Annotated in this window: 25 protein-coding genes and 1 riboswitch; of the genes, 16 read left to right on the top strand and 9 right to left on the bottom strand. The window is 34.2% G+C overall.

What is annotated here, in order from left to right:
- Positions 1-79: 79 nt before the first annotated feature.
- The 3 genes from hldE to rpsO all read left to right on the top strand — a co-directional run bounded on the left by hldE (position 80) and on the right by rpsO (position 2,885).
- Positions 80-1,510: a bifunctional D-glycero-beta-D-manno-heptose-7-phosphate kinase/D-glycero-beta-D-manno-heptose 1-phosphate adenylyltransferase HldE gene (gene hldE, locus KKW16_RS00990; protein WP_215767789.1), complete on the top strand. Its 1,431-nt coding sequence runs from the start codon at positions 80-82 to the stop codon at positions 1,508-1,510.
- A 124-nt stretch (positions 1,511-1,634) separates the two neighbouring features.
- Complete coding sequence (modD, locus tag KKW16_RS00985) at positions 1,635-2,480, top strand: ModD protein (RefSeq protein WP_215767788.1); 846 nt, start codon at positions 1,635-1,637, stop codon at positions 2,478-2,480.
- 135 nt (positions 2,481-2,615) lie between these two features.
- Positions 2,616-2,885 carry a 30S ribosomal protein S15 gene (gene rpsO / locus KKW16_RS00980; protein WP_005628925.1) on the top strand — a complete coding sequence of 90 codons (270 nt, stop codon included), beginning with the start codon at positions 2,616-2,618 and terminating at the stop codon, positions 2,883-2,885.
- Between the two features lie 55 nt (positions 2,886-2,940).
- Here the strand turns inward: rpsO and KKW16_RS00975 are convergent, their stop codons facing one another.
- Positions 2,941-3,603: an NAD(P)H-dependent oxidoreductase gene (locus KKW16_RS00975; RefSeq protein WP_215767787.1), complete on the bottom strand. Its 663-nt coding sequence runs from the start codon at positions 3,601-3,603 to the stop codon at positions 2,941-2,943.
- A 109-nt stretch (positions 3,604-3,712) separates the two neighbouring features.
- Between KKW16_RS00975 and siaB the strand changes: the two genes are divergently transcribed.
- Positions 3,713-4,387 carry a 5-acetyl neuraminic acid cytidyl-transferase gene (gene siaB, locus KKW16_RS00970; RefSeq protein WP_065264726.1) on the top strand — a complete coding sequence of 225 codons (675 nt, stop codon included), beginning with the start codon at positions 3,713-3,715 and terminating at the stop codon, positions 4,385-4,387.
- Between the two features lie 37 nt (positions 4,388-4,424).
- Here the strand turns inward: siaB and KKW16_RS00965 are convergent, their stop codons facing one another.
- Complete coding sequence (locus KKW16_RS00965; RefSeq protein WP_215767786.1) at positions 4,425-5,159, bottom strand: YdcF family protein; 735 nt, start codon at positions 5,157-5,159, stop codon at positions 4,425-4,427.
- Between the two features lie 133 nt (positions 5,160-5,292).
- Here KKW16_RS00965 and lsgA point away from each other — a divergent pair, with 133 nt between their 5' ends.
- Genes lsgA through KKW16_RS00930 form a run of 7 tightly spaced genes read left to right on the top strand, consistent with a single transcriptional unit; the run spans position 5,293 to position 12,066 of the window.
- On the top strand, positions 5,293-6,498 hold the full coding sequence (gene lsgA, locus KKW16_RS00960) for a lipooligosaccharide flippase LsgA (RefSeq protein ID WP_215767785.1): 1,206 nt from the start codon (positions 5,293-5,295) through the stop codon (positions 6,496-6,498).
- Positions 6,495-7,409 carry a lipooligosaccharide biosynthesis sialyltransferase LsgB gene (gene lsgB, locus KKW16_RS00955; protein ID WP_215767784.1) on the top strand — a complete coding sequence of 305 codons (915 nt, stop codon included), beginning with the start codon at positions 6,495-6,497 and terminating at the stop codon, positions 7,407-7,409. Before lsgA ends, lsgB begins: the two co-directional genes overlap by 4 nt.
- Position 7,410: 1 nt before the next feature.
- Positions 7,411-8,472: a lipooligosaccharide biosynthesis family 4 glycosyltransferase LsgC gene (gene lsgC, locus KKW16_RS00950; RefSeq protein WP_215767783.1), complete on the top strand. Its 1,062-nt coding sequence runs from the start codon at positions 7,411-7,413 to the stop codon at positions 8,470-8,472.
- Positions 8,473-8,483: 11 nt separating this feature from the next.
- Positions 8,484-9,257, top strand: coding sequence for a lipooligosaccharide biosynthesis galactosyltransferase LsgD (gene lsgD, locus KKW16_RS00945; RefSeq protein ID WP_215767782.1), 774 nt, complete (start codon positions 8,484-8,486; stop codon positions 9,255-9,257).
- An 11-nt stretch (positions 9,258-9,268) separates the two neighbouring features.
- Positions 9,269-10,150, top strand: coding sequence for a lipooligosaccharide biosynthesis N-acetyl-glucosamine transferase LsgE (gene lsgE / locus KKW16_RS00940; RefSeq protein ID WP_215767781.1), 882 nt, complete (start codon positions 9,269-9,271; stop codon positions 10,148-10,150).
- A gap of 9 nt (positions 10,151-10,159) precedes the next feature.
- Complete coding sequence (gene lsgF / locus KKW16_RS00935; protein ID WP_215767780.1) at positions 10,160-10,963, top strand: lipooligosaccharide biosynthesis galactosyltransferase LsgF; 804 nt, start codon at positions 10,160-10,162, stop codon at positions 10,961-10,963.
- Positions 10,964-10,971: 8 nt separating this feature from the next.
- Positions 10,972-12,066: a lytic murein transglycosylase gene (locus KKW16_RS00930; protein ID WP_215767779.1), complete on the top strand. Its 1,095-nt coding sequence runs from the start codon at positions 10,972-10,974 to the stop codon at positions 12,064-12,066.
- Between the two features lie 273 nt (positions 12,067-12,339).
- On the opposite strand, the gene KKW16_RS00925 is transcribed toward KKW16_RS00930, so the two are convergent.
- The gene (locus KKW16_RS00925) at positions 12,340-13,476 is read right to left on the bottom strand and encodes an IS1595 family transposase (protein WP_215767778.1); all 1,137 of its coding nucleotides are present in this window, start codon (positions 13,474-13,476) and stop codon (positions 12,340-12,342) included.
- 479 nt (positions 13,477-13,955) lie between these two features.
- Here KKW16_RS00925 and KKW16_RS00920 point away from each other — a divergent pair, with 479 nt between their 5' ends.
- From KKW16_RS00920 to KKW16_RS00910, 3 genes are read left to right on the top strand one after another with little or no spacing between them, the layout of a single operon-like run.
- Positions 13,956-14,930 (top strand): nucleoid-associated protein, encoded by a 975-nt coding sequence (locus KKW16_RS00920; protein ID WP_049381850.1) that lies wholly within the window; start codon positions 13,956-13,958, stop codon positions 14,928-14,930.
- Complete coding sequence (locus KKW16_RS00915; protein ID WP_049363920.1) at positions 14,927-16,096, top strand: hypothetical protein; 1,170 nt, start codon at positions 14,927-14,929, stop codon at positions 16,094-16,096. The genes KKW16_RS00920 and KKW16_RS00915 overlap by 4 nt, the downstream gene beginning before the upstream one ends.
- A gap of 13 nt (positions 16,097-16,109) precedes the next feature.
- Positions 16,110-17,861, top strand: a complete 1,752-nt coding sequence (locus KKW16_RS00910) for a restriction endonuclease FokI recognition domain-containing protein (RefSeq protein WP_049381851.1) — start codon at positions 16,110-16,112, stop codon at positions 17,859-17,861.
- Here the strand turns inward: KKW16_RS00910 and KKW16_RS00905 are convergent.
- The gene (locus tag KKW16_RS00905; RefSeq protein ID WP_215767777.1) at positions 17,858-19,795 is read right to left on the bottom strand and encodes a Dam family site-specific DNA-(adenine-N6)-methyltransferase; all 1,938 of its coding nucleotides are present in this window, start codon (positions 19,793-19,795) and stop codon (positions 17,858-17,860) included. The two genes, KKW16_RS00910 and KKW16_RS00905, sit on opposite strands and share 4 nt — an antisense overlap.
- Before the next feature lie 204 nt (positions 19,796-19,999).
- Positions 20,000-20,335, bottom strand: coding sequence for a helix-turn-helix domain-containing protein (locus tag KKW16_RS00900; RefSeq protein ID WP_005629088.1), 336 nt, complete (start codon positions 20,333-20,335; stop codon positions 20,000-20,002).
- A 106-nt stretch (positions 20,336-20,441) separates the two neighbouring features.
- On the opposite strand from KKW16_RS00900, the gene KKW16_RS00895 reads away from it, so the two are divergent.
- On the top strand, positions 20,442-21,479 hold the full coding sequence (locus KKW16_RS00895) for an IS1595 family transposase (RefSeq protein WP_049381853.1): 1,038 nt from the start codon (positions 20,442-20,444) through the stop codon (positions 21,477-21,479).
- Positions 21,480-21,483: 4 nt separating this feature from the next.
- Positions 21,484-21,906, top strand: coding sequence for a hypothetical protein (locus KKW16_RS00890; RefSeq protein ID WP_049381854.1), 423 nt, complete (start codon positions 21,484-21,486; stop codon positions 21,904-21,906).
- Between the two features lie 21 nt (positions 21,907-21,927).
- Here KKW16_RS00890 and KKW16_RS00885 read toward each other — a convergent pair whose 3' ends face one another.
- The 4 genes from KKW16_RS00885 to KKW16_RS00870 all read right to left on the bottom strand — a co-directional run bounded on the left by KKW16_RS00885 (position 21,928) and on the right by KKW16_RS00870 (position 25,112).
- Positions 21,928-22,392: a hypothetical protein gene (locus KKW16_RS00885; RefSeq protein ID WP_049381855.1), complete on the bottom strand. Its 465-nt coding sequence runs from the start codon at positions 22,390-22,392 to the stop codon at positions 21,928-21,930.
- A 110-nt stretch (positions 22,393-22,502) separates the two neighbouring features.
- Positions 22,503-23,801, bottom strand: coding sequence for a 3-phosphoshikimate 1-carboxyvinyltransferase (gene aroA / locus KKW16_RS00880; protein WP_215767776.1), 1,299 nt, complete (start codon positions 23,799-23,801; stop codon positions 22,503-22,505).
- The gene (gene purU, locus KKW16_RS00875; RefSeq protein WP_215767775.1) at positions 23,801-24,637 is read right to left on the bottom strand and encodes a formyltetrahydrofolate deformylase; all 837 of its coding nucleotides are present in this window, start codon (positions 24,635-24,637) and stop codon (positions 23,801-23,803) included. The genes aroA and purU overlap by 1 nt, the downstream gene beginning before the upstream one ends.
- A gap of 70 nt (positions 24,638-24,707) precedes the next feature.
- On the bottom strand, positions 24,708-25,112 hold the full coding sequence (locus KKW16_RS00870) for an H-NS family histone-like protein (RefSeq protein ID WP_048952598.1): 405 nt from the start codon (positions 25,110-25,112) through the stop codon (positions 24,708-24,710).
- A 224-nt stretch (positions 25,113-25,336) separates the two neighbouring features.
- Positions 25,337-25,514: riboswitch (Lysine riboswitch) on the top strand.
- Positions 25,515-25,521: the final 7 nt, after the last annotated feature.

Raw genomic sequence — 25,521 nt, 5'->3', positions numbered from 1 at the left:
TTAGGGGCGTAGTTTATCGTAAATTTGAGTTGTGGTAAAATCGCCACAATTTTGGTTATTCAAATAGAGAGATTTTAAAATGGCTCAATATTCAGCAGAATTTAAGCAAACAAAAGTACTTGTATTAGGCGACGTGATGCTTGACCGTTATTGGTTTGGCGCAACCAACCGTATTTCACCAGAAGCACCAGTGCCAGTGGTTCGTGTACAGGAAAATGAAGAGCGCGCGGGTGGTGCTGCCAATGTAGCGATGAATATTGCTTCACTCAACGTACCAGTTCAATTAATGGGATTGATTGGACAAGATGAAACTGGTTCTGCGCTTTCCCACTTATTAGAAAAACAAAAAATCGATTGTAATTTTGTTGCATTAGAAACCCATCCAACCATTACTAAATTACGTATTTTATCCCGTCACCAACAGTTACTTCGCCTTGATTTTGAAGAAGATTTCAATAATGTAGATTGCAAGGATTTATTAGCGAAGTTAGAAAGTGCGGTGAAAAATTACGGTGCTTTAATTCTTTCTGATTATGGTAAAGGCACGCTTAAAGATGTTCAGAAAATGATTCAAATTGCACGTAAAGCGAATGTTCCTGTGCTAATCGATCCAAAGGGAACTGATTTTGAACGTTATCGTGGTGCGACATTATTAACACCAAATATGTCTGAATTTGAAGCCGTTGTGGGTAAATGCAATACAGAAGAAGAGATCATTGAGAAAGGTTTAAAATTAATTTCTGATATTGAATTAACCGCACTTTTGGTGACGCGTTCTGAAAAAGGCATGACATTATTACGCCCAAATCAAGAACCTTATCATTTGCCAACTGTTGCAAAAGAAGTGTTTGATGTGACGGGCGCCGGTGACACTGTTATTAGCGTATTAGCAACGGCATTAGCAGATGGGCGTTCTTTCGAAGAATCTTGTTACCTAGCCAATGTAGCCGCTGGAATTGTGGTGGGTAAATTAGGGACTTCAACTGTTTCGACTGTGGAACTTGAAAATGCTATTCATGCTCGCCCTGACACTGGATTTGGCATTATGAGTGAAGCTGAATTAAAAGATGCTGTCGCACAAGCTAAAGCGCGCGGTGAAAAAATTGTGATGACTAATGGCTGTTTCGATATTTTGCATCCAGGGCATGTTTCTTATTTAGAAAATGCACGTAAATTGGGCGATCGTTTAATTGTTGCGGTAAACAGCGACGATTCCGTTAAACGCTTAAAAGGTGATAGTCGCCCAATTAACAATCTTGAAACTCGAATGGCTGTGCTTGCTGGTTTGGCATCCGTGGACTGGTTGGTGCCATTCACTGAAGATACACCACAGCGTTTAATCGGTGAAATTCTACCAGATCTTTTAGTTAAAGGCGGAGATTACAAACCCGAAGAGATTGCTGGCGCAAAAGAGGTTTGGGCAAATGGCGGCGATGTTAAAGTGCTAAACTTTGAAAATGGTTGTTCAACAACAAATGTGATTGAAAAAATTAAATTATTGAAAGATTAAGTGAAAGGTTGGGTCGTCCCCACCTTTTTTGTTGCTTTAATATTTACATGAAATTATCACAGAAAGCACTGTTTTTAAGTAACAGGTTTATTTATATCAAGGACAACTAATTTAAGGAGTAGCGATGATTTATTTTTCAGATAAAGAACTGGATGATTTATTGCTTGAGGATATTTATCGTGGTGATTTAACCACTCATGCCCTTGGTATTGAAAATATTCCGGCAAAAATTCTTTTTAAGCGGAAAAATGCAGGAATTGTAGCGGGCGTTTCTGTTGCAGAAAAATTATTAAAAAAACTGGATATTCAACCGCACTTATATGTAAAAGAAGGGGAGTGGGTTGAATCAGGTACTTTGTTGATCAGTGCGGAAGGAATATCTGAACAATTACATCAAGCTTGGAAAGTGGTGCAATTGGTACTTGAATGGTCATGTGGGGTTGCTCAATATACGGCAGAAATGATAGCCAATGCCAAAGCGATTAACCCAAATGCTGTTGTGGCTTGTACGCGTAAAAGTATTCCCAATACGCGTAAACTTGCAACGAATGCTGTATTCGCCGCTTGTGGGCATATTCATCGACAAGGCGTCAGCGAAACTCTTTTGGTTTTTACTAATCATCGAAACTTACTTTCTGATCCAAATGATTGGACGAAAATTGTGGATAGATTACGTCAAGAAGCGCCTGAAAATAAGATTACCTTAGAAGCAGATAATTATGCTCAATTTGAGCAAATGTATGTAGCAGAGCCTGATATTATTCAACTTGATAAATGGTCATTAGATGATGTGAAAAAGGCTTTAGCGCTACTTCAATCAAAACAGAAAGATATTCTGCTTTCTATCGCAGGAGGAGTAAATAAAAATAATGTATCAGATTACGCCAAATTGGGTATTCGTTTGTTTATCACTTCTGCACCTTATTATGCACAACCAGAGGATATAAAGGTGGTGATTGAAAAGATATAATGTTTTTCAATTTTATTTTTTAGCTTTAAACCTTGCATTTGAGCTTATTCATCGCTAGAATGCAGGCTCCTTGTCATCGCTGAGTTAGAGATCGGCGAATGATGTATTAACAACACTACCTTTTAGGAGTAAAAAATGTCTCTAAGTACTGAAAAAAAAGCAGCAATCGTTGCTGAATTTGGTCGTGATGCGAAAGATACAGGTTCTTCTGAAGTTCAAATCGCATTATTAACTGCACAAATCAACCACTTACAAGCTCACTTTGCAGAGCACAAAAAAGACCACCATGGTCGTCGTGGTTTATTACGTATGGTTTCTCGTCGTCGTAAACTTTTAGACTACTTAAAACGTACTGATCTTGCTTTATACCAAAGCACTATCGCTCGTTTAGGTTTACGTCGCTAATTTTGAATGCTAAAAATAAAGCTCCCAAGTTGGGAGCTTTTTACTTTATACAGGACTATTCTACCCACTGTATGATTTCATCAAATTCCTTTCGAGATTTTTTAGTAATATCACGTGAGCGATAACCAAAGGTGGCTGCAACAGAAACGCCGTATTCATTAGGATCCAATAGACCTTCTTGAGCTAAGCATTCATTCATTTTATCATAATTGAATCCTTCAATAGGGCAGGAATCAATACCAAGTGCGGTTGCCCCAGTTAACATATTGGCAAGGGCAATATAGGTTTGTTTGCTACACCAATCAAATAAAGCACGTTCATTTTTAAGTAATTTCATGTCTTCTTCTTGAAAGCTTTTATATTTTTCTAGTGCCGCATGTTGTTGTTCTATATTTAGACCTTTACGTGTCATTACATCGGTAAAAAACTCACTATCATAACGTGCATTTTTCTTTGCAAGGATGATCACTAGATGGCTACAGTTATCTAATTGATTGCTCATTCCCCAGCTGAATGGTTTCATTTTTTCGCGTAAGGTTTTATTTTGGATGACTAAAAATTTCCAAGGCTCAGAACCAACAGAACTTGGTGATAATCTTGCGCATTCTAAAATAGATTGAAAATCTTCGTTGCTAATTTTTTTGTTTGGATCGTAATAGCGTGTAGAGCTACGTTTATTGAATAGTTCAATAAGTTGTTCGCGAGTAAGTTGAATCATTTGTTTTCCTTTTATTAGCAAATAGATGAGGATATGTTAAAGATTAATTTTTGCTAAAACAAGAGAAACATTCTAGAATGAAAGACACTTTGTCATGTGGAGCGAAAAAATGAAAAGAATTGCAATTATACCTGCTAGGGCTGGTTCAAAAGGAATTAAAGATAAAAATTTGCAGCTTGTTGGAGGTGTGTCTTTAGTTGGTCGTGCCATTTTAGCTGCACAAGAATCAGGAATGTTTGATCAGGTTGTTGTAACCTCTGATGGGGAGAAGATTCTGAAAGAAGCAGAAAAATATGGTGCAATTTCGGTGGCTCGCCCTGAGAGTTTAGCACAAAGTGATACTCGCACAATTGATGCTATTTTACATTGCTTAGAAAGCCTAAATATTTCTGAGGGAGTAGCTGTTTTGTTACAGCCAACAAGTCCATTACGCAATGCTTTAGATATTCGTAATGCGATGGAAATTTTCCTAGGAGGAAAATATAAGTCGGTCATATCAGCTTGTGAATGCGAACATCATCCTTATAAATCATTTACTTTAGAAAATGAAGATGTAAAACCTATTCATGAGATAAGTGATTTTGAAGCACCGCGTCAAAAATTACCTAAATCTTACCGTGCAAATGGAGCTATTTATATTAATGATATTGAGCGTTTATTTGTAGAAAAACGTTTTTTTATTGAGCCTATGCGTTTTTATTTAATGCCAACTTATCGCTCGATTGATATTGATTCAACTCTGGATTTACAATTAGCTGAAAGTTTAATATCAAAAGAATTTTAGAAGATTGGTCGCATTTTGCGACCTTTTTTATATCAGATTAATGAACTTTCCAATAACCAATCCACTCTTTTAATAAGACCATATTGCTATTTAACGCACCTAAGTCAGGAACAAAAGATTTTGCAGATAGATTTCCTTTGCTGCCATAGCTTGCCGCTGCCGCAGGAAGTACATCGAATCCTTGTTTTTCAAAAAGGTATTTGGCTCGTTTCATATGCCATTGATTTGTTACCAAAATAATTTTTTGAATATGATCTTTAACTAAAATATTTTTACTGAAACTGGCATTTTCTTCCGTATTACGGGCTTTATTTTCGATCCATTGTGTTGGCACATTAAAGAATTGGTTAAGTTCTTTTGCCATTAAGTCGCCTTCAGAAATGCCTATCAAAGAATAGCCAGTAGTTAAAATAGGCAAGCCCGTTTCTTTTTGTAAAAATGCCGCATAACGTAAACGTTCTAGTTGCGGTGCGCCAGAAGCCGTTTCTGCATAAAGTTCTTTAGTGGGATAAGATCCGCCGCCTAATATGACGATGGCTTGAGCTTGTTTATAGTCATCTAGGGTAAGAGCTGGAGTGTCATCATTATCTGTTAGCAATAAACCAGTAAAAGGCGCACTCATGACATAAAGCCAAGTGAAACTGATAATCGCAATAAATTTGGCTAATTTTTTAAAATGAACACGATAAAGAATCCCTGCAATAATTAGTAATACAAAGGTATTGAGAGGTGGCGCGATAAGTGCGGTAAGAAGTTTTCCTAGTTCCAACATAGATAAGATCCTTGATATAGAGCGGTTTCATTATAATGATTAGTCATAGCTTGTCTATGTTGATTTTGTTAAAATAAGCCCCTTATTTTTTGATAAACAAACCCTCGAATTCACAAAAAGTGCGGTTATATTTATGAAAGTTTTTAAAGACAGTGTCATTTACCTTGTTGGGGAATTATCGTCAAAGTTAGTTCCTTTTTTACTTTTGCCTTATTTGTCGCGTAAATTGGGCGTAGAAGGGTATGGCTCACTTTCTTATTATCAAACTTTTTTAAGTTTATTTTTAATTGTGGTTTCTTTAACTCAAGAGGGCGCAATTTCCCGTTATTTTTATTTTTACGGAAAACGTTCATTAAATTTAGTGGTAAATACTGGCTATGCTTATACCACGATAATTGGCTGCATTATTTTAATGGGGTGTTGGATTGCTCAGTCAGAAATATTATTTTATGCCGCACTTTCCTCAATTTTCCAATCTTTCTTAAATGTTCAGTTAAGTGTAAGACAATGCCAGAAAAAGGCTTGGTCTTATGCTTTTATTCAATTTTCACTCACTGTTACTGGTGCAGTATTTACCGTCGCATTGCTCGAGTATTATAAAAATGATCTTGTTGAAAAAAGAATTTTGGCCATTTTATTGAGTAATTTAGTCGTTTGGTTTTTTTCTTATTTTCTTTACAGAAAGAGTGCGACATCTAAAAAATATCAATTTAAACATTATCAATCTGCATTATTTTATATTTTAGGATTTGGATTACCGCTCATTTTGCATCATGCGAGCTTTTTCTTAAAAGGGCAGTTAGACCGTATTTTTATTTATCACAAATTCAGTGAAACAGATTTAGGGCTTTATGCCATGGGCGCTCAACTTGCTTTGGTGGTTTCTATTGCTATTCAAGCTCTTAATAAAGCGATTCTTCCTTATTTTTATGAAGCTTTAAAACAAAAAAAATTAGTGATTCAACAGTTATATAAATGGGCGCTATTTTCCTTTTTGCTGATCCCTATTCCCGCTTTAGTTATGTGGATTATTCCTGAAGATGTGCTCGTTTGGATTTTAGGAAGTCAATTTGTGGGAACGAAATATTATTTTATTTTATTTTTAATTTCGACCACATTAAGTATTCCTTATTTGATTTTAGTTAATTATCTTTTCTATTATGGAAAAAATAAACTTATTTCCCAATGTTCGGTTTTATCTACAATCATTTATGTAGCGAGCCTTGTGGCTTTAACTTTTACAGAAATTAAATATATCCCTTATGCTGGAATTATTGGTTCGCTTTCCATTATTCCTATTCTTTATTTTATGACATCTAAAGTGAGTAAAACCCTATGAATCTCATTCTTTGTTGCACACCATTGCAAGTATTAATTGCGAGAAAAATCATTGAATTACATCCTAACGAGCAATTCTTTGGCGTCATGTTTGGTGGTGTATGGGATAAAAAAAGAACCTTATACGCGAGTAAATTAGCGGAAGTTTGTAATGATTCTATGAACATTGATACGGGAAAAGATCTAAAAGGTTTCGATTCTCTCAAGTTAATGCGCCAGCTTAAGAATAAAATTACGCATAAAAGTTTTGATAAGGTTTTTCTCGCCAATCTTAATTCATTATGGCTACAAACTTATCTTAGTCATGTTTCATTTAAAGAGCTTTATACTTTTGATGATGGCTCAGATAATATTTTCCCACATCCTAATTTATTGAGAGAGCCTGATACATTTAAATACAAACTGATTAAAGTTTTTATTGGCGATAAATATAATGTGCATAAATTATTTAACAAAATAAAAAAACATTATACGGTTTATCCTAATTACAGAAATATTGTTCCCAATATTGAACCCATTTCCTTATGGGATAATAAAGTCAATTGTGATATAGATGGCGAAGTCTCATTTTTTATTGGACAACCCTTGTTAAATACAAAAGAGGAAAATATCTCATTAATAAAAAAATTAAAAGATCAGATTCCTTTTGACTATTATTTCCCTCATCCAGCAGAAGATTACCGAGTAGACGAGGTAAATTATGTTGAATCAGAACTCATTTTTGAAGATTACGTATTTAAGAATTTATCGGATAAAAAGGTGATTATTTACACGTTCTTCAGTTCTGTTGCGTTTAATTTATTAAGTCATCCTAATGTAGAAATTCGTTTTATTAGAACGAGTATTCCAAGATGGCAATTCTGTTACGATTCATTCCCAGAGCTTGGATTAACGATTTATAAGGAAATTTAAGATGAAAAAAATTGGTTTCTTTATTATGAATATTGAAAGTGCGGGGGGGACAGAGCGAGTTTCTATTAATGTTGCTAATGCTCTTGCTAAACAGGGATATGATGTTTCTTTTATTAGCATTGGCGGTAATAAGCCTTTTTTCCAAGTCGATGAAAAGATTAATATTTACGCAATGAATAAATTGCCCTATTCATTGAAAAAAGATTATTTTTCTATCACAAAAAATTTAAGAGAATTGGTTAAAGAATTGCAGCTGGATACTTTAATTGTGGTTGATGGTGCGATTATGCTCTTTTCTGCTTTGGCGTTGGTCAATTTACATGTAAAGCATATTTTGTGGGAGCATTATTCTTTTAACTTTACTGGCAATCGTCTAGTTCGCACTCTCGGTAAATATTTAGCTTCAAAAAGATGTGATAAAGTCGTTACATTAACCGAGTCAGAAAAAACGCTGTGGCAAGAAAAATTTAAAACGAACAATATAATCAGTATTGCTAATCCAAATACGCTTTTGCCAAAGAATAAATTAGCAAAATGGGAAAATAAAACTATTTTATCTGTAGGGCATTTATTTTCTTATAAAGGTTTTGATTATTTATTAAAAGCCTGGCAAGTTTTAGCAAAAAATCATCCAGATTGGAATTTAAAAATAGTGGGATCGGGTGAGGAAGAAGAGAATTTAAAAAATCTTGCTAAAGCCTTGAATATTGAAGATTCAGTTAATTTTATTCCTCGTACCAATGATGTCGCTTTTTATTATGAAAGCAGTTCAATTTATTGTTTACCTTCACAAACAGAAGGGTTGCCTTTAGTCGTTATTGAAGCAATGGCATTTGGCTTACCTATTGTTGCCTTTAATTGTTCTCCTGGCGTCAAGCAATTAGTGGAGCATAAAGAAAATGGCTTTCTTTGTGAAAAAAATAATATTGAAGAAATGGTTAACGGTTTAGATTTATTAATGAATAATCCTGAACTTTATCAACAAATGTCAGACAAATCTCGTGTAATGAGTGAAGATTATGGCATTGAGAAAATTATTGAAGAATGGAAAGCGATTTTATAAGGAATAATTGTATGTTAAAAAAATATTTGATCTCTTTAGACAAAGATATTCAGCGTCGGGAATTATTCTTTTCTCAAAAAAATACTGAGGATTTCCAAATTTTTTCTGCTATTAATACCATGCAAAAAGATTGGGATGAATTAGTCTCTATTTTTAATATTGAACAATTTAAAGCACATTATGGCCGTAATGTCACTAAGGGCGAAATCGGCTGTACATTAAGTCATCTTTCTGTGTATCAAAAAATTGTTGAAGACAATGGCATCGCTGAAGATAGTTATGCGTTAGTCTGTGAAGACGATGCTTTATTTCACTCAGATTTTCAGCAAAATTTAACCGCACTTTTATCAGAAAAACTTGAGTCTGAAATTATATTGGTTGGGCAGTCAAAAATTAATGATTTCAATGATGCTGATTTAGAAATTAATTATCCGACAACTTTTTCTTTTTTATGCAAAAAAACAGGCAATGTAAATTATGCTTTCCCTTATAAAAGTTATTTTGCCGGCACAGTGGGCTATCTTATTAAAAAATCAGCTGCAAGAAGATTTATTCAGCAAATTTCTCAAAACAAACCATTTTGGTTAGCGGATGATTTTTTACTCTTTGAACAGGATTTTAATATAAGAAATAAAGTGGTTCGCCCTCTCATGGTAATTGAAAATCCTGTATTGATAAGCAATTTAGAAAGTATTCGTGGATCTTTATCCAATAATTTGTTTAAAAAATTAATGAAATATCCATTGAAAAAAATTTTTGCGATTAAGAAAAATTTGGCTAATTAAAGGAAGGAATTATGTTAAGCATTATTGTGCCTTCTTATAATCGAAAAGCAGAAGTGCCTGCTTTATTAGAAAGTTTAACTCAACAAACATCGACTTATTTTGAAGTGATTATTGTGGATGATTGCTCAAAAGAAAAAGTTGTCGTTGAGCAACGCTATTCTTTTCCTGTTACAGTGATTCGTAATGAAACCAATCAAGGTGCAGCAGAAAGTCGTAATATTGGCGCGCGTGCATCAAAGGGAGATTGGTTGCTGTTTCTCGATGATGATGATCGATTTATGCCGGAAAAATGTGAAAAAGTACTACAAGTGATTGAGCAAAATCCGAATATTAATTTTATTTATCATCCAGCTAAGTGTGAAATGGTCAATGAAGGGTTTACTTATGTGACTCAACCGATTGAACCCCAAGAAATCTCGACAGAACGTATTTTATTAGCCAATAAGATTGGTGGTATGCCAATGGTTGCGATTAAAAAAGAGATGTTTTTAAAAATAGGCGGATTATCCACCGCACTTCGTTCTTTGGAAGACTATGATTTCTTGTTAAAACTGTTACAAGAGCCGAGTTTTAAACCTTATAAAATTAATGAGCCACTGACTTATTGTACTTTCCATACTAAACGTTCAAGTGTGTCTACTGATACTACCAACACGCAAAAAGCGATTGATTATATTGGTGAGCATTATGTGAAAACGGTAGAGCAAGCTCGTAATTTTGATATTAACGCGAGTTATATTTTGGCTTATCCCCATATCATGAATTTATCGCGTAAAGCGGTAAAATATTATTTTGATATTTTTAAGAAAACAAAAAGCATTAAACAATTCATTATTACGTTGGTTATTTTAATTTCGCCAAAATTAGCCATTAATTTAAAACGGTTTATGTAGGAAAATAAAATGAAATTTTCAGTCCTTATGTCCTTATATATTAAGGAAAATCCTCAATTCTTGCGGGAGTGTTTTGAAAGTCTTGTGGCACAAACTCGTCAAGCAGATGAAATTGTATTGGTTTTTGATGGCGCAGTAACGCCAGAATTAGAATCTGTTGTGACGGAGTTTGAAACAAAACTGCCATTAAAATTAGTTAAATTGCCGCAAAATCGAGGTTTAGGTAAAGCCTTGAACGAAGGTTTATTGCATTGTGATTATGACTGGGTTTTCCGTATGGATACCGATGATATTTGCGTGCCTGATCGTTTTGAAAAACAAGTTGCGTTTATTGAACAGTACCCTGAAACCATTATCTTTGGCGGACAAATTGCCGAATTTGGTGAAAATGTAAATGATATTGTGGCATATCGTAATGTGCCAACGTCAGCTCAAGAAATTATCAAATTCACGCAAAAACGTTGTCCGTTTAATCATATGACGGTGGCATATCAAAAAAGTGCGGTCATTAATTGTGGTGGATATGAAGATCTTCAAGAAGATTATTATTTGTGGATAAAACTTGTCGCACAAGGTTTGCATGTCGCGAATTTGCCAGATATTTTAGTTTATGCGCGAGTAGGAAATGGCATGGTGAGTCGCCGTCGTGGTGTCAATCAAGCCAAAGCAGAATGGCGTTTGTTCAAATTAAAATATCGTTTGGGAATTCAAGGATTGTTATCTGGATTATTTACTTTTGCATTGCGTTTTGGTTCTCGTTTATTGCCAACCTCGTTATTAAAAAATCTTTACCAAACTTTTTTACGTAAATAGGAAATACGATGAAATTGAATATGTTATTTAAAATTTCTACATTATCCACCGCATTTTTTTTAGTAGGTTGTTCTAGTTCGCCTGATATTAAGCCAGTGGTCAATAGCACCAGTTATACTAAGCAAAGAACGCCAGAAAATTTTAATGATTATGTTCAATTTTTAAAAGGTAAAGCCGCCGCTGAAGGTGTGTCATTATCGGTATTGAATGCCCAAAATAATATTCTCTATATGCAAAAGGCAGTAGATTTAGATCGTGAACAAGCGGGTAAAATTCGTAAAAGAGATCCTAATTCACCTCCAGTGGCTAATCCTAATGGCACGAGCAATTATCTCAATAGAGTGCTAACTCAAAATAAAGTGAATGTCGCGGGGGAGCGTTATTGGGAAGTGCAAGCGCCATTGCAAAAAGCAAGCAAAAAATATGGTGTTCAGCAGGAGTATTTGCTTGCGTTATGGGGAATGGAAAGTAGTTTCGGGCATTATCAAGGCAAATATGATGTACTTTCTGCAGTGGCAACGTTGGCTTTTGAAGGTCGTAGAGAAAAATTATTTACGAAAGAATTTATCTCAGCCATGAAAATGCTTGAAAAAGATCATATTCAACGTGAACGTATGTTAGGTTCGTGGGCAGGCGCAATGGGACAAACTCAGTTTATGCCAAGCACTTTCTTACGTTATGCGGCCGATGGAAATAATGATGGCGTAAAAGATATTTGGAAAAACCAGTTTGATACTTTCGCTTCTATTGCAAATTATTTGCATACAGTAGGCTGGGATAATACTTTGCCTTGGGGCGTAGAGGTGATGCTCACCCAACCTATTGATTTGAGTTATTCTGGTACAGAAAGCAATAAAGCTCGCTCTTTAAAAGATTGGCAAACGATGGGGCTAATTTTAAAAAGCGCCAATCCACAGGAGCAAGCCAAGTTAAGTACACTTGAAAATGCTCAGCTTTGGTTAGTTCGCCCTGATCGTGAAGTGGGTAGAGCGTTTTTAGTTTCAAATAATTTCCGTACTATTTTGGATTGGAATAAATCTAATTATTTTGCGTTGAGCATCGGCATGTTTGCTGAACGGATTAAAGATAATGTAGGATTATAATGTACGAAAAGTGCGGTCATATTTTTCGGTATTATGTAGCAGTTGCACAAAGTCCGAAAATTGACTAATTTACCGCGTAAATTTAAATGCCTTTCCGAATGAAAATTGTGAAAGGCATTTCTTTTACCTCAAATTCTAACTTCAACCTCGCAATTTTCACATTAAATTTCCATTTTTTTAAACTCAAGGCATAGCTATTCCGCTCAACCTTCATTCAGGTAAGCTATTTCTTTCTATATAATTCTATCTAAGTCTATTAACGCCTATACGATTCTATGCTGCCATCAGAATTTCATCGTATGCAGCTTGTTCTTCAAGTCGCTTAAAGTAGTGTGATGAAATTTCGTTAGGTGCAAAGGCTTTCATACCGAGAAGCTCACCTTCACGATGATTTCCTTGCCAGTAACCGATCCACTCTTTGAGCGGCAATACCCATAAGCAACGTTTGAGGACATCTTCAAAGAGTTCCCCATTTGATTTACGGCGGTTATCTGAAAAGAATGCAGCTTGATTAGCATAATGTAAGGCATATTTATTATCGGTTTTATGATGTGTGCCACGCATTAAATCACGCATTCTGGCATTAAAGGATTCTGCTAGATTGTTGTTTACACCTTTCGCACTATAAGCCTCTTGATGATTCACCGACCAACGGGTGTAGTGAAAATCAAGACTTTTATAAGCAGGGTTTTCATCACACATAATATCACTGCCTGCTTTCACAAAGCGTTGATTCAATGCAAAAACAGTATCCGCATTTTCGGTGTAATCCATTGCAACAATGGTACGATTTGCTCCAGATATATTACTATCATTTGCAGCACGTTGTGTAATAGCGAATAGACAACGTTTAGTCGTTCTAAATTTAGGATATTTGCGACCTTTCTCATCGGCTTTTTGACGTTGTTTATGATTGTTTTTACGAAAATTAGTTGGACGCAAGGTAAAGTTGATCCACATTCCATCTTCGTGAATTTCGCCTGACAATGAACTTAAATCGCGCGTTTTAAATAAAGCTTCGCGAACTTTCCCACAAAGTACAAATGCCGTTTTGTAGTTCAAATTAAGATGACGACTAACATCAATCGCACTAATGCCTTTTGAGCTATTTACCATCATTAAGATGACAGCAAGAATATCGACTAAATCAACTTTATGAAAGGCAAAGGCTGTATTCGTTGTAATATAAAAATGGCGTTTGCAATGTTTACAACACCAACGTTTACGAGAAGAAAGGAAATAGGCTTCGTGGCGAATACCACAATGTGGACAGCATACATCACGAACATTATCAGGGTTTCCCCAACGGTGAGTTTTTAAAAGGTGAAAAGCATCTTCTTCAGTAAGACGTAAAATATCTTTTAAATTGATGTTTTTTGATTTGCTTGAAAGTAAATAATGTTGAGCCATTGCGAATTTCCTTGTGTAGTACAAGGCATTCGAGATTTGCTAAACGCCAGACATAAAAAATCGCCCACTTGAAAATTTCAAGTCGGCTCAAAGCGTTTATGCCTCGAATACCGTACTGTCACAAGAAAATTTGTGAACTAAGCGCCTAGACAAACTCATTGCAGCATTCGCCCATAATGTGCAAGATGCTCAATTTTTGCGGTTTATCTATCTTCCCCATTTTAAGGGAAGCTAAAGGCAAAATAATTATTTCTTTGGCAAATTGTAGTCATTCTCGGAGGGAGTTTTTCCCTAAAGAATGAGATTTGAATGTAATCCTAAATTACGGATTCGTCAAGTAAAACAATTCCTTTGAGGGGATATCTTATTTTACTACCTACCTTTTAGTATTTTTAATTAACTATTTAGTTAATATATTTTTAAATTAGCTTATAATGCAATGAAACCTCAATTTTTTCATGGCAAGATAAGATACGATTATGACAATAAGACATATTACTTACCACATCTTACATAAAGAGCAAAACGGTGAAGCTAAGTTAGAGCTTAACCCTAGTCCGCTTACCCCAAATGAAGCTCATCACAATTTCTTAGAAACATTAACAAAAGCATATAGAGTACGAGCAGGTAAAGGGTTTGGTTCATTTGATAGTGATGAAGACAATTTCCCAATGCCTAGATTCTTAAATGATTATTTGGGAAATGATAACTTTCAACGCTTAACAGTAAGAATGATGAATACTCTTCTAGTAAAGATTCAAAGCCAACCTTTTGCAACAGGTGGAAAAGTATTTATCGCGCATTATGAAAATCAAGACAGCAATTACCTATTAATTGCCATTTTAGCTGACCGTGTTGGTTTCTCTGCTCAAAACTGGGAAATGTTAGAAAATGAAATGCTGGATATTGAGCATCTCAAATACGCTGGACGTATTGATTTAACTGCTTGGCAAGCAAATGAAACTCGTTATATTAGTTTCCTTAAAGGACAAGGTGATGTATCTGTTTACTTTAAAGAGTTTTTATCTTGTAACGATGCTCTTGTTGCACGAGAAGAAACTAAAAAATTGATAGTCTTGCTTGAAGAATTTACTCGTGAACAAGGTTATGAGTTAGAGCAAAAAACAGCATTCTTTAATGACATAAAATCTTATTTAACAGATATTAGTAATAATGGCGGATCATTTAATACTGAGGAGTTTACTAATCGAGTCTGTCCAAGCAATCCGCAGATTTTACAAGAAAAATTAAGTGATTTAGAACATGGTGTACAAGATGGATTTACGCCAGATAAAGTTTCACTTAAACGATTAGTTACTTTTGTAGGAAAAACAAGAAATTGGCGGTTATCATTTGATCGAAATGCGATGTCAGAAGGTGATATTACTCGAGAAAATGGTAAAATCATTATACATAACCCAACACCTGAATTATTAGAAGCATTTAACGAATGAGCGTAACTTTTTCTGATTTAATACAAATTTATCGTAGTTCTGAACCTGTAAATGGTTCAGATATGCGTGCTTTTTATATTCAAACAGAAGAAGAGTTAAATTTGCTTAATCAATTATTATCTGATGAAAATTACGATAATACTGCATTAACATCTGACAAAACACCTCAGCTTGATATGGTGATTAACCTCACTTTCGGAACGCCTAAACTTCAATTTGGACGTTTTTTTGACAAAATAGAAAACTTAATAAAAGGTGACATAGCTCAATTTAATAATACTTTACTTTCTCAATCTCCTTATTTTATAAAATCTGAAAACATTGCTTCATTTGATCAAAATATCTCTATTTTAGAATCCTATCAAGTTGTTAAAGAATTTTTGCAACAACTGATTTTAATGGATTCATATACAGATGTTGTAAATAAAAAACTTGTATTTTTTAGTAAAAAGACGTTTGAATTATCCATTGACGTAACAAATAAATTAAGTGAGTTTGTTCAGATTATTAAAAATCTTGACATCAGCAAGCGTAAACTGATTACCGACTTTCAAGAATGGATGAATGATGAGTCCACCAGTAGCCATATAGATGAAAAGAAATCAATTTTAGCCTTTGTCTTATCAGATTCTTTATCACAAGAGGCTAATTTGTTAGATGTAATTCAGAATATTCAACATATAAGTAAATCAGTACAAGCACAATATGCTTTATACTTAGAAAACTTTAGTTATGAGAAATTTGTTAAAAAATTAGAGGAAAATACAGAAAAATTTGTATCAAAAATCAATGACACAATTAGTAAAGTTCTTCCTCAATTTTTAGGATTACCATTTCTTACTGCCGTACCATCAGCTTTAAAATCAGGTGATAATTGGCTTATCTATCTTGCCCTCATTATATATTGTTTAATATGCGGATATGGATTATCTAATCAGAAATTGATTTTAGACAATCTTAGACAAGATGTAGATAGATTTGAAGAAAAAGGGAAGGTTCCTGAAAAGTTAAAAGAACAATGGAAAGAAGATAAAGATAGAATAAGTAAGTTACTTCTAAAACAAAGACACCTATATCGAATACTCTTTATTTCTTTATTATTCTTTTTATCTTACGGTATTTATAAATTTATATCTATTATATATAGTTCATTTGTTTGTAACTAATGGCGAGTGCATTATGAAAATTAGAACCTATGGCTGGATTCAAAATCCATCGTCTTTTCAATCATTAAAAAAGGTAGTTCAAATCTTTGATACTGCATCACAGCATTATCAAAACTTAAAGGATAATTTAATTAACTCAATCTATAATGAAGTAATTCGTAATAACTTGAAAGATAAGTTAATTAATAATGAAAATGAATTTACTTACCTTGAATTGGTAGGAACTTCTAAAAACAAACAAGGTAAACCGCCTTCATCAAGAAAAGATGCAGTAGCTGATGCACTTATTCAAATTAGTATCGAGCCACAGCAAATAAAATCGACAGGGAAAACTTGGACAGATAACTGGACCGCCGATGGTTTTCTAAGATGGGCTGTTAGTTTTAATTTTATCAAAGTAGATAGAGAGAAAGATACTTTTAGTATCACTGAAAAAGGTCTAGCTTTTTCACAAGCCAATGATGAAGAACAAGAATTAGATATACTCAGAACAGCTTTACTTGAGTATCCACCTGCAACTCAGATTCTATCGTTGTTAGAAGAGAATGGTGATTATTGTACAAAGTATTATCTAGGTTCTAAATTAGGTTTCCGTGGTGAAAAGGGATTTACTTCATATAATGAAGATATTATGTATGATTGGCTTGCATCTTCATCAGCTGTTGAGAAAAAGAAAATTAAATCGGATATTGAAGGAACAAGTGATAAGTATGCCCGTGGAATCTGTAACTGGTTAAAAAATGTCGGTTTTGTCCAAACAAAACAAGTGAAAAGAAAATTTCAAAATGGACAAGAAGAAAGTCTTCAAGGATATAAAATTACTGGCAGAGGAATCATAGCTTTACACCGTTCAATGGGGCATTCTAGCAATCAGCGTATTGAAAAATTCATTATGTGGGAATTTTTTGCCACCGATGGACATAACAGGGATTACATAAGGTCTCGACGTGCTAATATTGTAAAATTATTAATATCAACTATTTCATTTAAAAATTTAGTCTCTGAAATGAGAAATAATGGCTTTCAAGATCCAGAGGATATATTTTTATCTGATATTGATGGTTTAAGATTATTTGGTTTACGTATAGAGCTTAAAAACAATAAGTTTAGATTACTAGATAAAATTTGTGATTTTTCTATTCCAAAATTAAATTTAACAGAAGAGCTACGCGATAAAGTGATAGAAGAGCAAAAAGCGATTTTTTTACAAAAAACTAAATTGCCACTTTCATATATAGAACTTCTTGAAATTGCTAGGGATGGTAAACGCAGTAGGGATTTTGAGTTTATTACAATGGAATTATTTAAAAATATATATAAAATCAATGCCCGTATATTGGGTGGTGCTCGCAAACCTGATGGCGTTTTGTATATGCCAGAATTTGGGGTCATTGTTGATACAAAAGCTTATGCAGATGGATATTCGAAAAGCATTGCTCAAGCCGATGAAATGATACGTTATATCGAAGATAACAAACGTCGAGATCCAAGTAGAAACTCAACGAAATGGTGGGAACATTTTCCTACATCAATTCCTGCAAATAACTTTTACTTTTTATGGGTATCGAGTGTATTTGTGAATAAATTTCACGAACAACTTAGCTATACAGCACAGGAAACCCAAACAGTAGGTGCAGCACTTAGCGTTGAACAGCTACTGTTAGGGGCAGATTCTGTTCTTAAAGGTAATTTAACAACTGAGAAATTCATAGATTCGTTTAAGAATCAAGAAATTGTTTTCGCACCTTCAATATTGCATAGTTAGTAGTTTGTAATGAGCACTTCTACGCTTTCCTGCTTAGAAGTGTTATATGAAGCATTACCATAATGAAAATCTAAGTAATGAACTTTAAAGTCATGTTTCGAAATGAAGTCTTTCAGCATATCATGGCTTTTACCTTTATGCTCTAAAACATTACTTAAAGCAAAACGAATACCTTTTTCGTTTAATCTAAGTATTACTTGGTACATTTCTAATTCCTGCTCTTCACCCCAGTCTTGAAATCCTCTATTTCCATCGTTATAACTACCTGTTGTGATAAGATAAGGAGGATCGAGATATACAAAATCCTGTGTATTCAGTTCACTTATATCAAATTCATGAATAAAATTATCGGTAAATGTTGCATTAAGCCCTTTCAAGCGTTGAGTGAAGTAACATAAGTTTTCTTTCATCCTTTCGTTGAAGCTACTTCTATTCCTACCAAATGGATTATTAAATTGCATTTTGCTATTAAATCGGAATTGATAATTATAACTAAATGAAGATAAAACATATAAATCAAGAGGATTAGGGTTGTTATTATAATCTGATCTAAATTTAAGAAATCCTTCTTCATTAGTTTTACTTAATTGATATTGACTAATTCTATACTCAATTGAGGATAGAATAGTTTCTATTGGCATTTTTTGGAATAATCTGAACATATCATTGATAAGATAATTCATATCATTAAAAATATATTTCTCAGCTTTAACATTAATGCCAACATTAGCTCCACCACTCAATAGATCAACAAAAGTTTTTATGTTTTTAGGAAATAATGGTAGAATTTGTTTTAATAATCTATACTTCCCTCCAATATAATTTAATGGACTTTTTACCAACTTTTTTTGAGGAAAATAATCTTGAGTTAGTTTAAATTCTTCGTCATTAGGTATAGTTTGTTTTTCTTTAAGAGGTTTTTTTTGAATATAAAATAGTAATTCACATAATTCAGTATCTAACGGTTTATTTTTTGATTTATACTTTCTATATGGTATTCTTTCTAATTCAACATGCTTATTTATAGAATATTTCTTTAATAATTCCAATAGTTCTTTTTCTGGAATAATGCCTTCAGTGTTATAACTTAATAAGATATGTGTAGCATCAATATTTGAGATTAAATCTTCCATTGCACTTTTAGCACTTTTTGCTGTTGAAAAATCACTTTTAAGCTGGCTCCAATCGAAAATTTTAGTTTTACCTTTTAAAGTAGGCTTAGTATGTCTAGCTACATTTTCCAATAAATGATAATTTGAAGCGTATTGGCGGTTATTATAAGGCGTATCAATATAGGCTATATCGACGCTAATTTTTTTTATTAGTTCGTTAGCATTCTCATTAAATGAACGATTAGGACGATTATTATCTATAACAGATGGGAATATTAAATCTAACTTGTTTAAAGAACGTTTATCCCAATGTTTCAGATAAGCGCCGTAAGTTCCAGTGATATTACTAACAGATGGCAAAGCTTCAATAAGTGAGTTTAAAAGATATAAGTATTCTTGTTGATTTACATAAGCATCTTTTTTCCAAGAATCTAATGTTGAATGGATAAAATCTATTCTTTTAGCATTTTCCACAGTAAGATACATAGCATCCCCAGTGGGAGAATAGCTAGATTCATAGTATCCGATAGGTAAGTGATTTATAGGGGTATCTGCTAAATATGATAGCGGGTCATTAATGCCAATTTGTTTTAATCCTTCAAAAGTAGGACGAGAATTGCCCTCAATTAAAACCTTTGCATTGATATGACTAAAATAAAGCAAATCATTACTATAAATAGTATAGTAAGGTTTAAAAAATAGCCCAACAGTATTTGTACCTGCGAACAAATCTAAGAAAGTTTCTTCTGTTCCATTAGTATGTTTATCCAACATATTTTTAATATGCTGTAATAATAGTTTTTTAGAACCGATATAGCGCATTTTAACATCCCTCAACATCCTACCTCCTAGTTTAACAGTGCTAAAGTTGCTTAGCAAGCAAGCCACTCTTGTTATGCTGCTAATAAATAAACAATAAGTAGGTAACTCTAGCAATTAGGTGATTTCTGTCGAGAAATGCGTTTCAATTTTTCAAGTTAGATCGCAAAAATAACATTTTTTCTCATCAAAAGTACGGTTTTATGATTATCTTTGCATTTCAGATAACACTTTAAACGATACATCAAACGCAGTTTGCATATCATTCGACATCATTCGGTAGTGATTGATAAGGGCTTGTTCTTTTGCTTCTAATTCATCATTAGGCAAGCTGCGGTACATTTTTCCTTCACCAGTCAGCAACCAAGTGATACTAATCCCTAGAGCTTCATAAATTTTAATTAACCCATCAACATTAGGATCACGCCCTTCATTTAAGTAATTCATCGCTGAACGATATGAGATCCCTGTTACGTTGGAAAACTCAGTAACAGTCATATTTTTAGCATCTAAGACCTGTTTTAAACGTTCTGATATGCACACTATTTCACATTCCTATTGAAAAAAGTAAATGATTGTGATATTTTATGCACAACCAATATGAATAATGTTTCATATTTTAGTTTAATCAAGGTGTGATCTCAATACTATGACCCAACATTTTCTTCTTTCTAGCAAAGCTCGCACGCTTTCTTCCTACGAGATTGCACAACTCTCAGAAGAAGAAGCGTATGATTTGCTTTGTGAATTAAGATGGGGTGGAAAAGAGTTTATCACTTGCCCTAAATGTGGAGTACAACACAAGCCTTATTATATTTCTACACGTAAACAATGGCGCTGCAAACATTGTACTCACACTTTTAGCGTCACTTCTGGCACCATTTTTGCTAATCGCAAGAAACCGATTAAGGTTTATCTCTATGCTTTAATGGAATGGGTAAATGCCGTCAAAGGCTTATCATCCCTTCAATTAGCACGTAATGCAAAACTTAATCCTCGCACGGCATTTGTTTTATCGCATAAATTCCGTAAAGCCTTACTTGAAAGCCGTGATATGAAACCCCTTTCAGGTGTAGTGGATATGGACGGTACTTATGTTCATCCTGCACCACGTAAAGCAAATAAGAAATCTGACCGCATTGACTATCGTTTAAAGGAAAATCAGAATCCAGATAAACGTTGTGTCATGGTTGCACGTGAGCATTATTCGCCAGAAGAAAAAGCCAGTAATGCACTGCATTGTGGGGCAAAACGCTCTCACGTTTTTCTGGCGCATACGGAATCGCAATCGGTAGTGAAAAGTTTTGCCGATAAGTTCATTAAACCGAATACGCAAATCAATACCGATGAAAGCACTGCTTATGATGTCTTGTTGCCTTACTATAACTTGAGAACTGTAAACCATAAAGAAGAATATCGTAGTGACTTAGGTGTAACAAACAATCAAGCAGAAAGTCTATTTAGTCGTTTCAAACGTATGTACTACGGACAAGTTCACCGTATCAGTAACGAATACTTACTTAACTATGCTAATGAAATTGCGTACCGTGAGGACAATCGCCGCACCTCAAATAAAGCGCAGTTTATTGACGTACTAAGCCGATGTTTGAAAACCACTAACGATAACAATGAATGGTGCGGTTATTGGCAACGTAAAATTATTTATCGAGAAGTGATTTGGCAGTAGATAGATGGCATATAACTTAGATAAGAAGCTCAAAGAATTTGAGTTTGAACGTAAACAGGTATTGCATCATCTTGCGTTACTCGATGCGAATATTGCCACATTAAAATGCGCTATTGAGCTTACTCAACAGGAAACTGATGTAGCTCTTTATAATACAGACAACTTTGTGTACCGTTCCAAGTATAAGCTCTTTAAAGGGAAAATTCGTAAATACATCGTACAAATGATGCGAGAAGCACCCAACAAAGCCTTTACAATTGCCGAACTCACGCAGCGCATTTTCGATATTGAACAAAATCCTGATACACCGTCCGAAAAACACCTTGATTCCGTTCGTAAACAACTGAATGAGTTTTATAAAAGAGAATGGATTGATAGAATTCAAATCAGCCGAAATGAGGTTCACTGGCAATGGAAACAAAAATAGCGGTATCTCTACCGCTATTTACTATCCTTGCTCAAGTGTTCTCAATCGCCAATGTTGTGAGTTATCTATTAAGCATTTTTCCACTAACGATTTATACTTTAAATAGTTTAATGTACAAGCAATCGTTTGTGATTGTTTATACGGTATGACTTCTTCAATCTCTTGCCCATCTAACTTCATCGCCTGATATGTAATCTCCTTCACACTTAACCATTTTGAAGGCTCTTGTTTTAGTACCTGAGCAATCAACTGTTGAGGCGAAGTTTGGAAACGAAGATTTCTAAATTTGGGGTTTGAAGGTAAAGGCGGTTCTTCCTGACCTTTTGCGTGATTTAATGCCACACGATAGTCTGAAATCTTCCGATCAAGATCTTTTAATTCTTTATGGAGTTGCTTGATTTGCGCTGCAATTTCTTTCTTTTCGGTTTCAATTTCTTCAATCGCTTCTTTAAGCGCATTTTCCAAAGTTGATTTTTGTTTTGTCATTGACTATTCTTACCTTTCGTACATAAAAGATAAGAAAATGTAGCAGAAACAACAAATTAAATCTTTGTGCAACTGCTACATAATACCGATATTTTTGACCGCACTTTAAGTTAGTTTCTTATACAAATTTTCTCAAATTCATAGAAGAATTTCGGAAATGTTTTGCTTGTACACTTAGGATCAAGTATTGAGACTGATGTATTTGAAAGTGCAATTAACGAAAAGCACATTGCCATGCGGTGATCGTTATAAGTCTCAATATCAGCATGTTTAAACTGATTGAATGCAAGTGGTTGAATACGAATAAAATCTTCGCCTTCTTCGACTTCTGCACCAATTTTACGTAGCTCAGTTGCCATTGCTGTTAATCGATCTGTTTCTTTTACGCGCCAGTTATAAATATTTCTAATGACGGTTTCACTATTGGCAAAGAGAGCAGTGGTTGCGATCGTCATTGCAGCATCAGGAATATGGTTCATATCCATATCAATACCGTGTAATTCATCATGTTCGGCTTGAATAAAATCCTCTCCCCAAGTGATTTTTGCCCCCATTTTTTCTAATACATCAGCAAATAAACGATCGCCTTGAATTGAGTTTTTACCAATGCCCGTTACTTTTACTTTTCCTTTAATAGCACCAGCTGCGAGAAAGTAAGAGGCTGATGAGGCATCCCCTTCTACTAAATATTTACCCGGTGAAATATAGGACTGATTGCATTTTACGTAGAACTTTTGATAATCATGATTTTCAACATGAACACCAAAATCTTTCATCATTGAAAGGGTGATGTCAATATAAGGTTTAGAGACTAATTCACCGATAATTTCAATTTCTGTATCATTTTCTGCAAGTGGAGCAGACATTAAAAGTGCGGTCAGAAATTGGGATGAAATAGAACCATCAATTTTGAGTTTTCCCCCTTTTATCCCACTGTTACGAATTGCGAGCGGAGGATAACCTTCATTTTCTAAGTAGCGAATCTCTGCACCCGCTTGGTGTAATGCATCTACTAAATGTAGAATTGGCCGTTCTTTCATACGAGGTTCACCTGTTAAGATGATTTCCCCCGTTTTTTGCCCCTTTAAACAAAGCGCGGCTGTTAAGGGACGCATTGCGGTTCCTGCATTGCCAAGGAAAAGAGAAAGTCCATTTTGAATATTAAACGAACCTCCTAAGCCTTCAATTTCGCAAATTGTTTTATCATCAGAAAGTTGATATTTCACGCCCAAGGAGCTGAATGTATTAAGCATATGGCGAATATCATCGCTATCTAATAAATTGGCTACTTTTGTTGTGCCTTTAGCTAAGGCAGCCAAAAGTAATGCTCGGTTTGATAAACTTTTAGAACCTGGTAAATTAATTGTTCCTTCAACCGCAGTTATTGGAGAAAGGGTGATTTTTTCCATTACAGCACCACCGTTTTATTTTTATAAACAAAAATTTTATCGTGTAAAGCAAGATCAAGTGCGCGACTTAACACGGTTTTTTCTACATCACGACCAGCACGCATCATCGCTTCTGCGCTATAAGTATGATCCACATTAATGACATTTTGCATAATGATTGGGCCTTGATCTAATTCGTTATTAATGAAATGAGCTGTTGCACCGATAATTTTTACACCTCGTTCATAGGCTTGTTGATAAGGTTTTGCGCCAATGAAAGCAGGTAAAAATGAATGGTGGATATTAATCACTCGATTTGGATAACGAGCAACAAATTCGGGATTTAGTACACGCATATATTTAGCGAGAACAATATAATCTGGCGTATATTCATCAATTTTTTCAGCTAATAATTTGTCGTGCTCAATACGAGTTAAGCCTTCATGACTAACTAAATGAAATGGAATATTGAAGCGCTCAACGAGCTCGCGTAAATTATCATGGTTGCCGATTACGGCTGCAATTTCTACATCAAGCGCACCATAATAATTTTTCATTAAAATATCGCCGAGACAGTGAGCTTCCTTTGTGACCAAAATAACAATTTGTTTACGTTTTGCTCCAATTAATCGACAATGCGTTCCTTCGGGTAAGCTATATTTTAGATCTTCTAATAAAGTAGCTTCGTTAAAAATACCTTCCAATTCTGTGCGCATAAAGAAATGTTTGGTTTCAAAATCTACAAATTCATTATTATGCAGAATATTTAGTTGATGTTTGTAACAAATGTTAGTTATTTTAGCTATTAGGCCTTTATCATCGGGACAATCGGTGAGTAATATTTTTTTTTCGATCATAATGTTGCGTGCTAGGTTTAGATAAAAAAATAGAACCCATAAAAATGGGTTCTAGTTTCAAATAGAAAAATTAAATTTCGAAATCAGATAATGATTTACCTGAATTTAATGCATTTTGAATTGGGCGAGGTGTTCGGCCTTGACCAGTCCATGTTTTACGCTCGCCATTTTCATCAATAAAGGCATATTTTGCAGGGCGAGGTGCACGTTTAACTCTAGGCGCAACAGATGACACATTAAAAATAGCTTGGAATTCTTCAGCCGTTATACCATCTTGTTCCATTAATTCTTTATATTTTGCAATACGCTCTTTGCGTTCTGCTTCAGACTTAATCAATTCCTCTTCAGCAATACGTTTTTCTTCAATTACAGTTTGTAGCTTTTCAAGCGCGCTTTCTGCTTGTTCTAAAGTGAGTTCACGTACAGCAACACGCAAACTACGTAGATTCATTAATCCTTTTGTTAATTCATTCATTATAAACCTCATAGTAAAAATCAATGTTTGTTAATTTAAAATTGGCACTATTAATAATAGAGAAAGTTAAAAAATTTGTAAATACTGAATTTATATAAATATATTAAAATTAAATTATGTTAATATTTTGTTTTAAAATTAAGGTGTATTTATCTAAATTTATTATAAAAATAATATTATTTTTGTTGGCAATGCAAGATTTTTAAGGTAATCTTGTTAGACACTACAAAAGTAGAGGTGCAATTATTATAAGTATTTTTTCTGAGTGGATAACGATGAAGAAAAAAGAAAGGAATGATTGCCGAAATTAGTTGAAAGTCATTTCAGCTAGTTGGTGGCGTACTTGAAAGGGGCGTCACTGTCATAGTTTTTTTTGATTAACTATGGAGCGCTACGGTTGTTCTGGTCT

The organism is Haemophilus sp. SZY H8 (genome assembly GCF_018829755.1).
In the GTDB taxonomy this organism is placed as follows: Bacteria; Pseudomonadota; Gammaproteobacteria; order Enterobacterales; family Pasteurellaceae; genus Haemophilus; species Haemophilus haemolyticus_K.
This window is presented reverse-complemented; position numbering and strand designations above follow the sequence as displayed.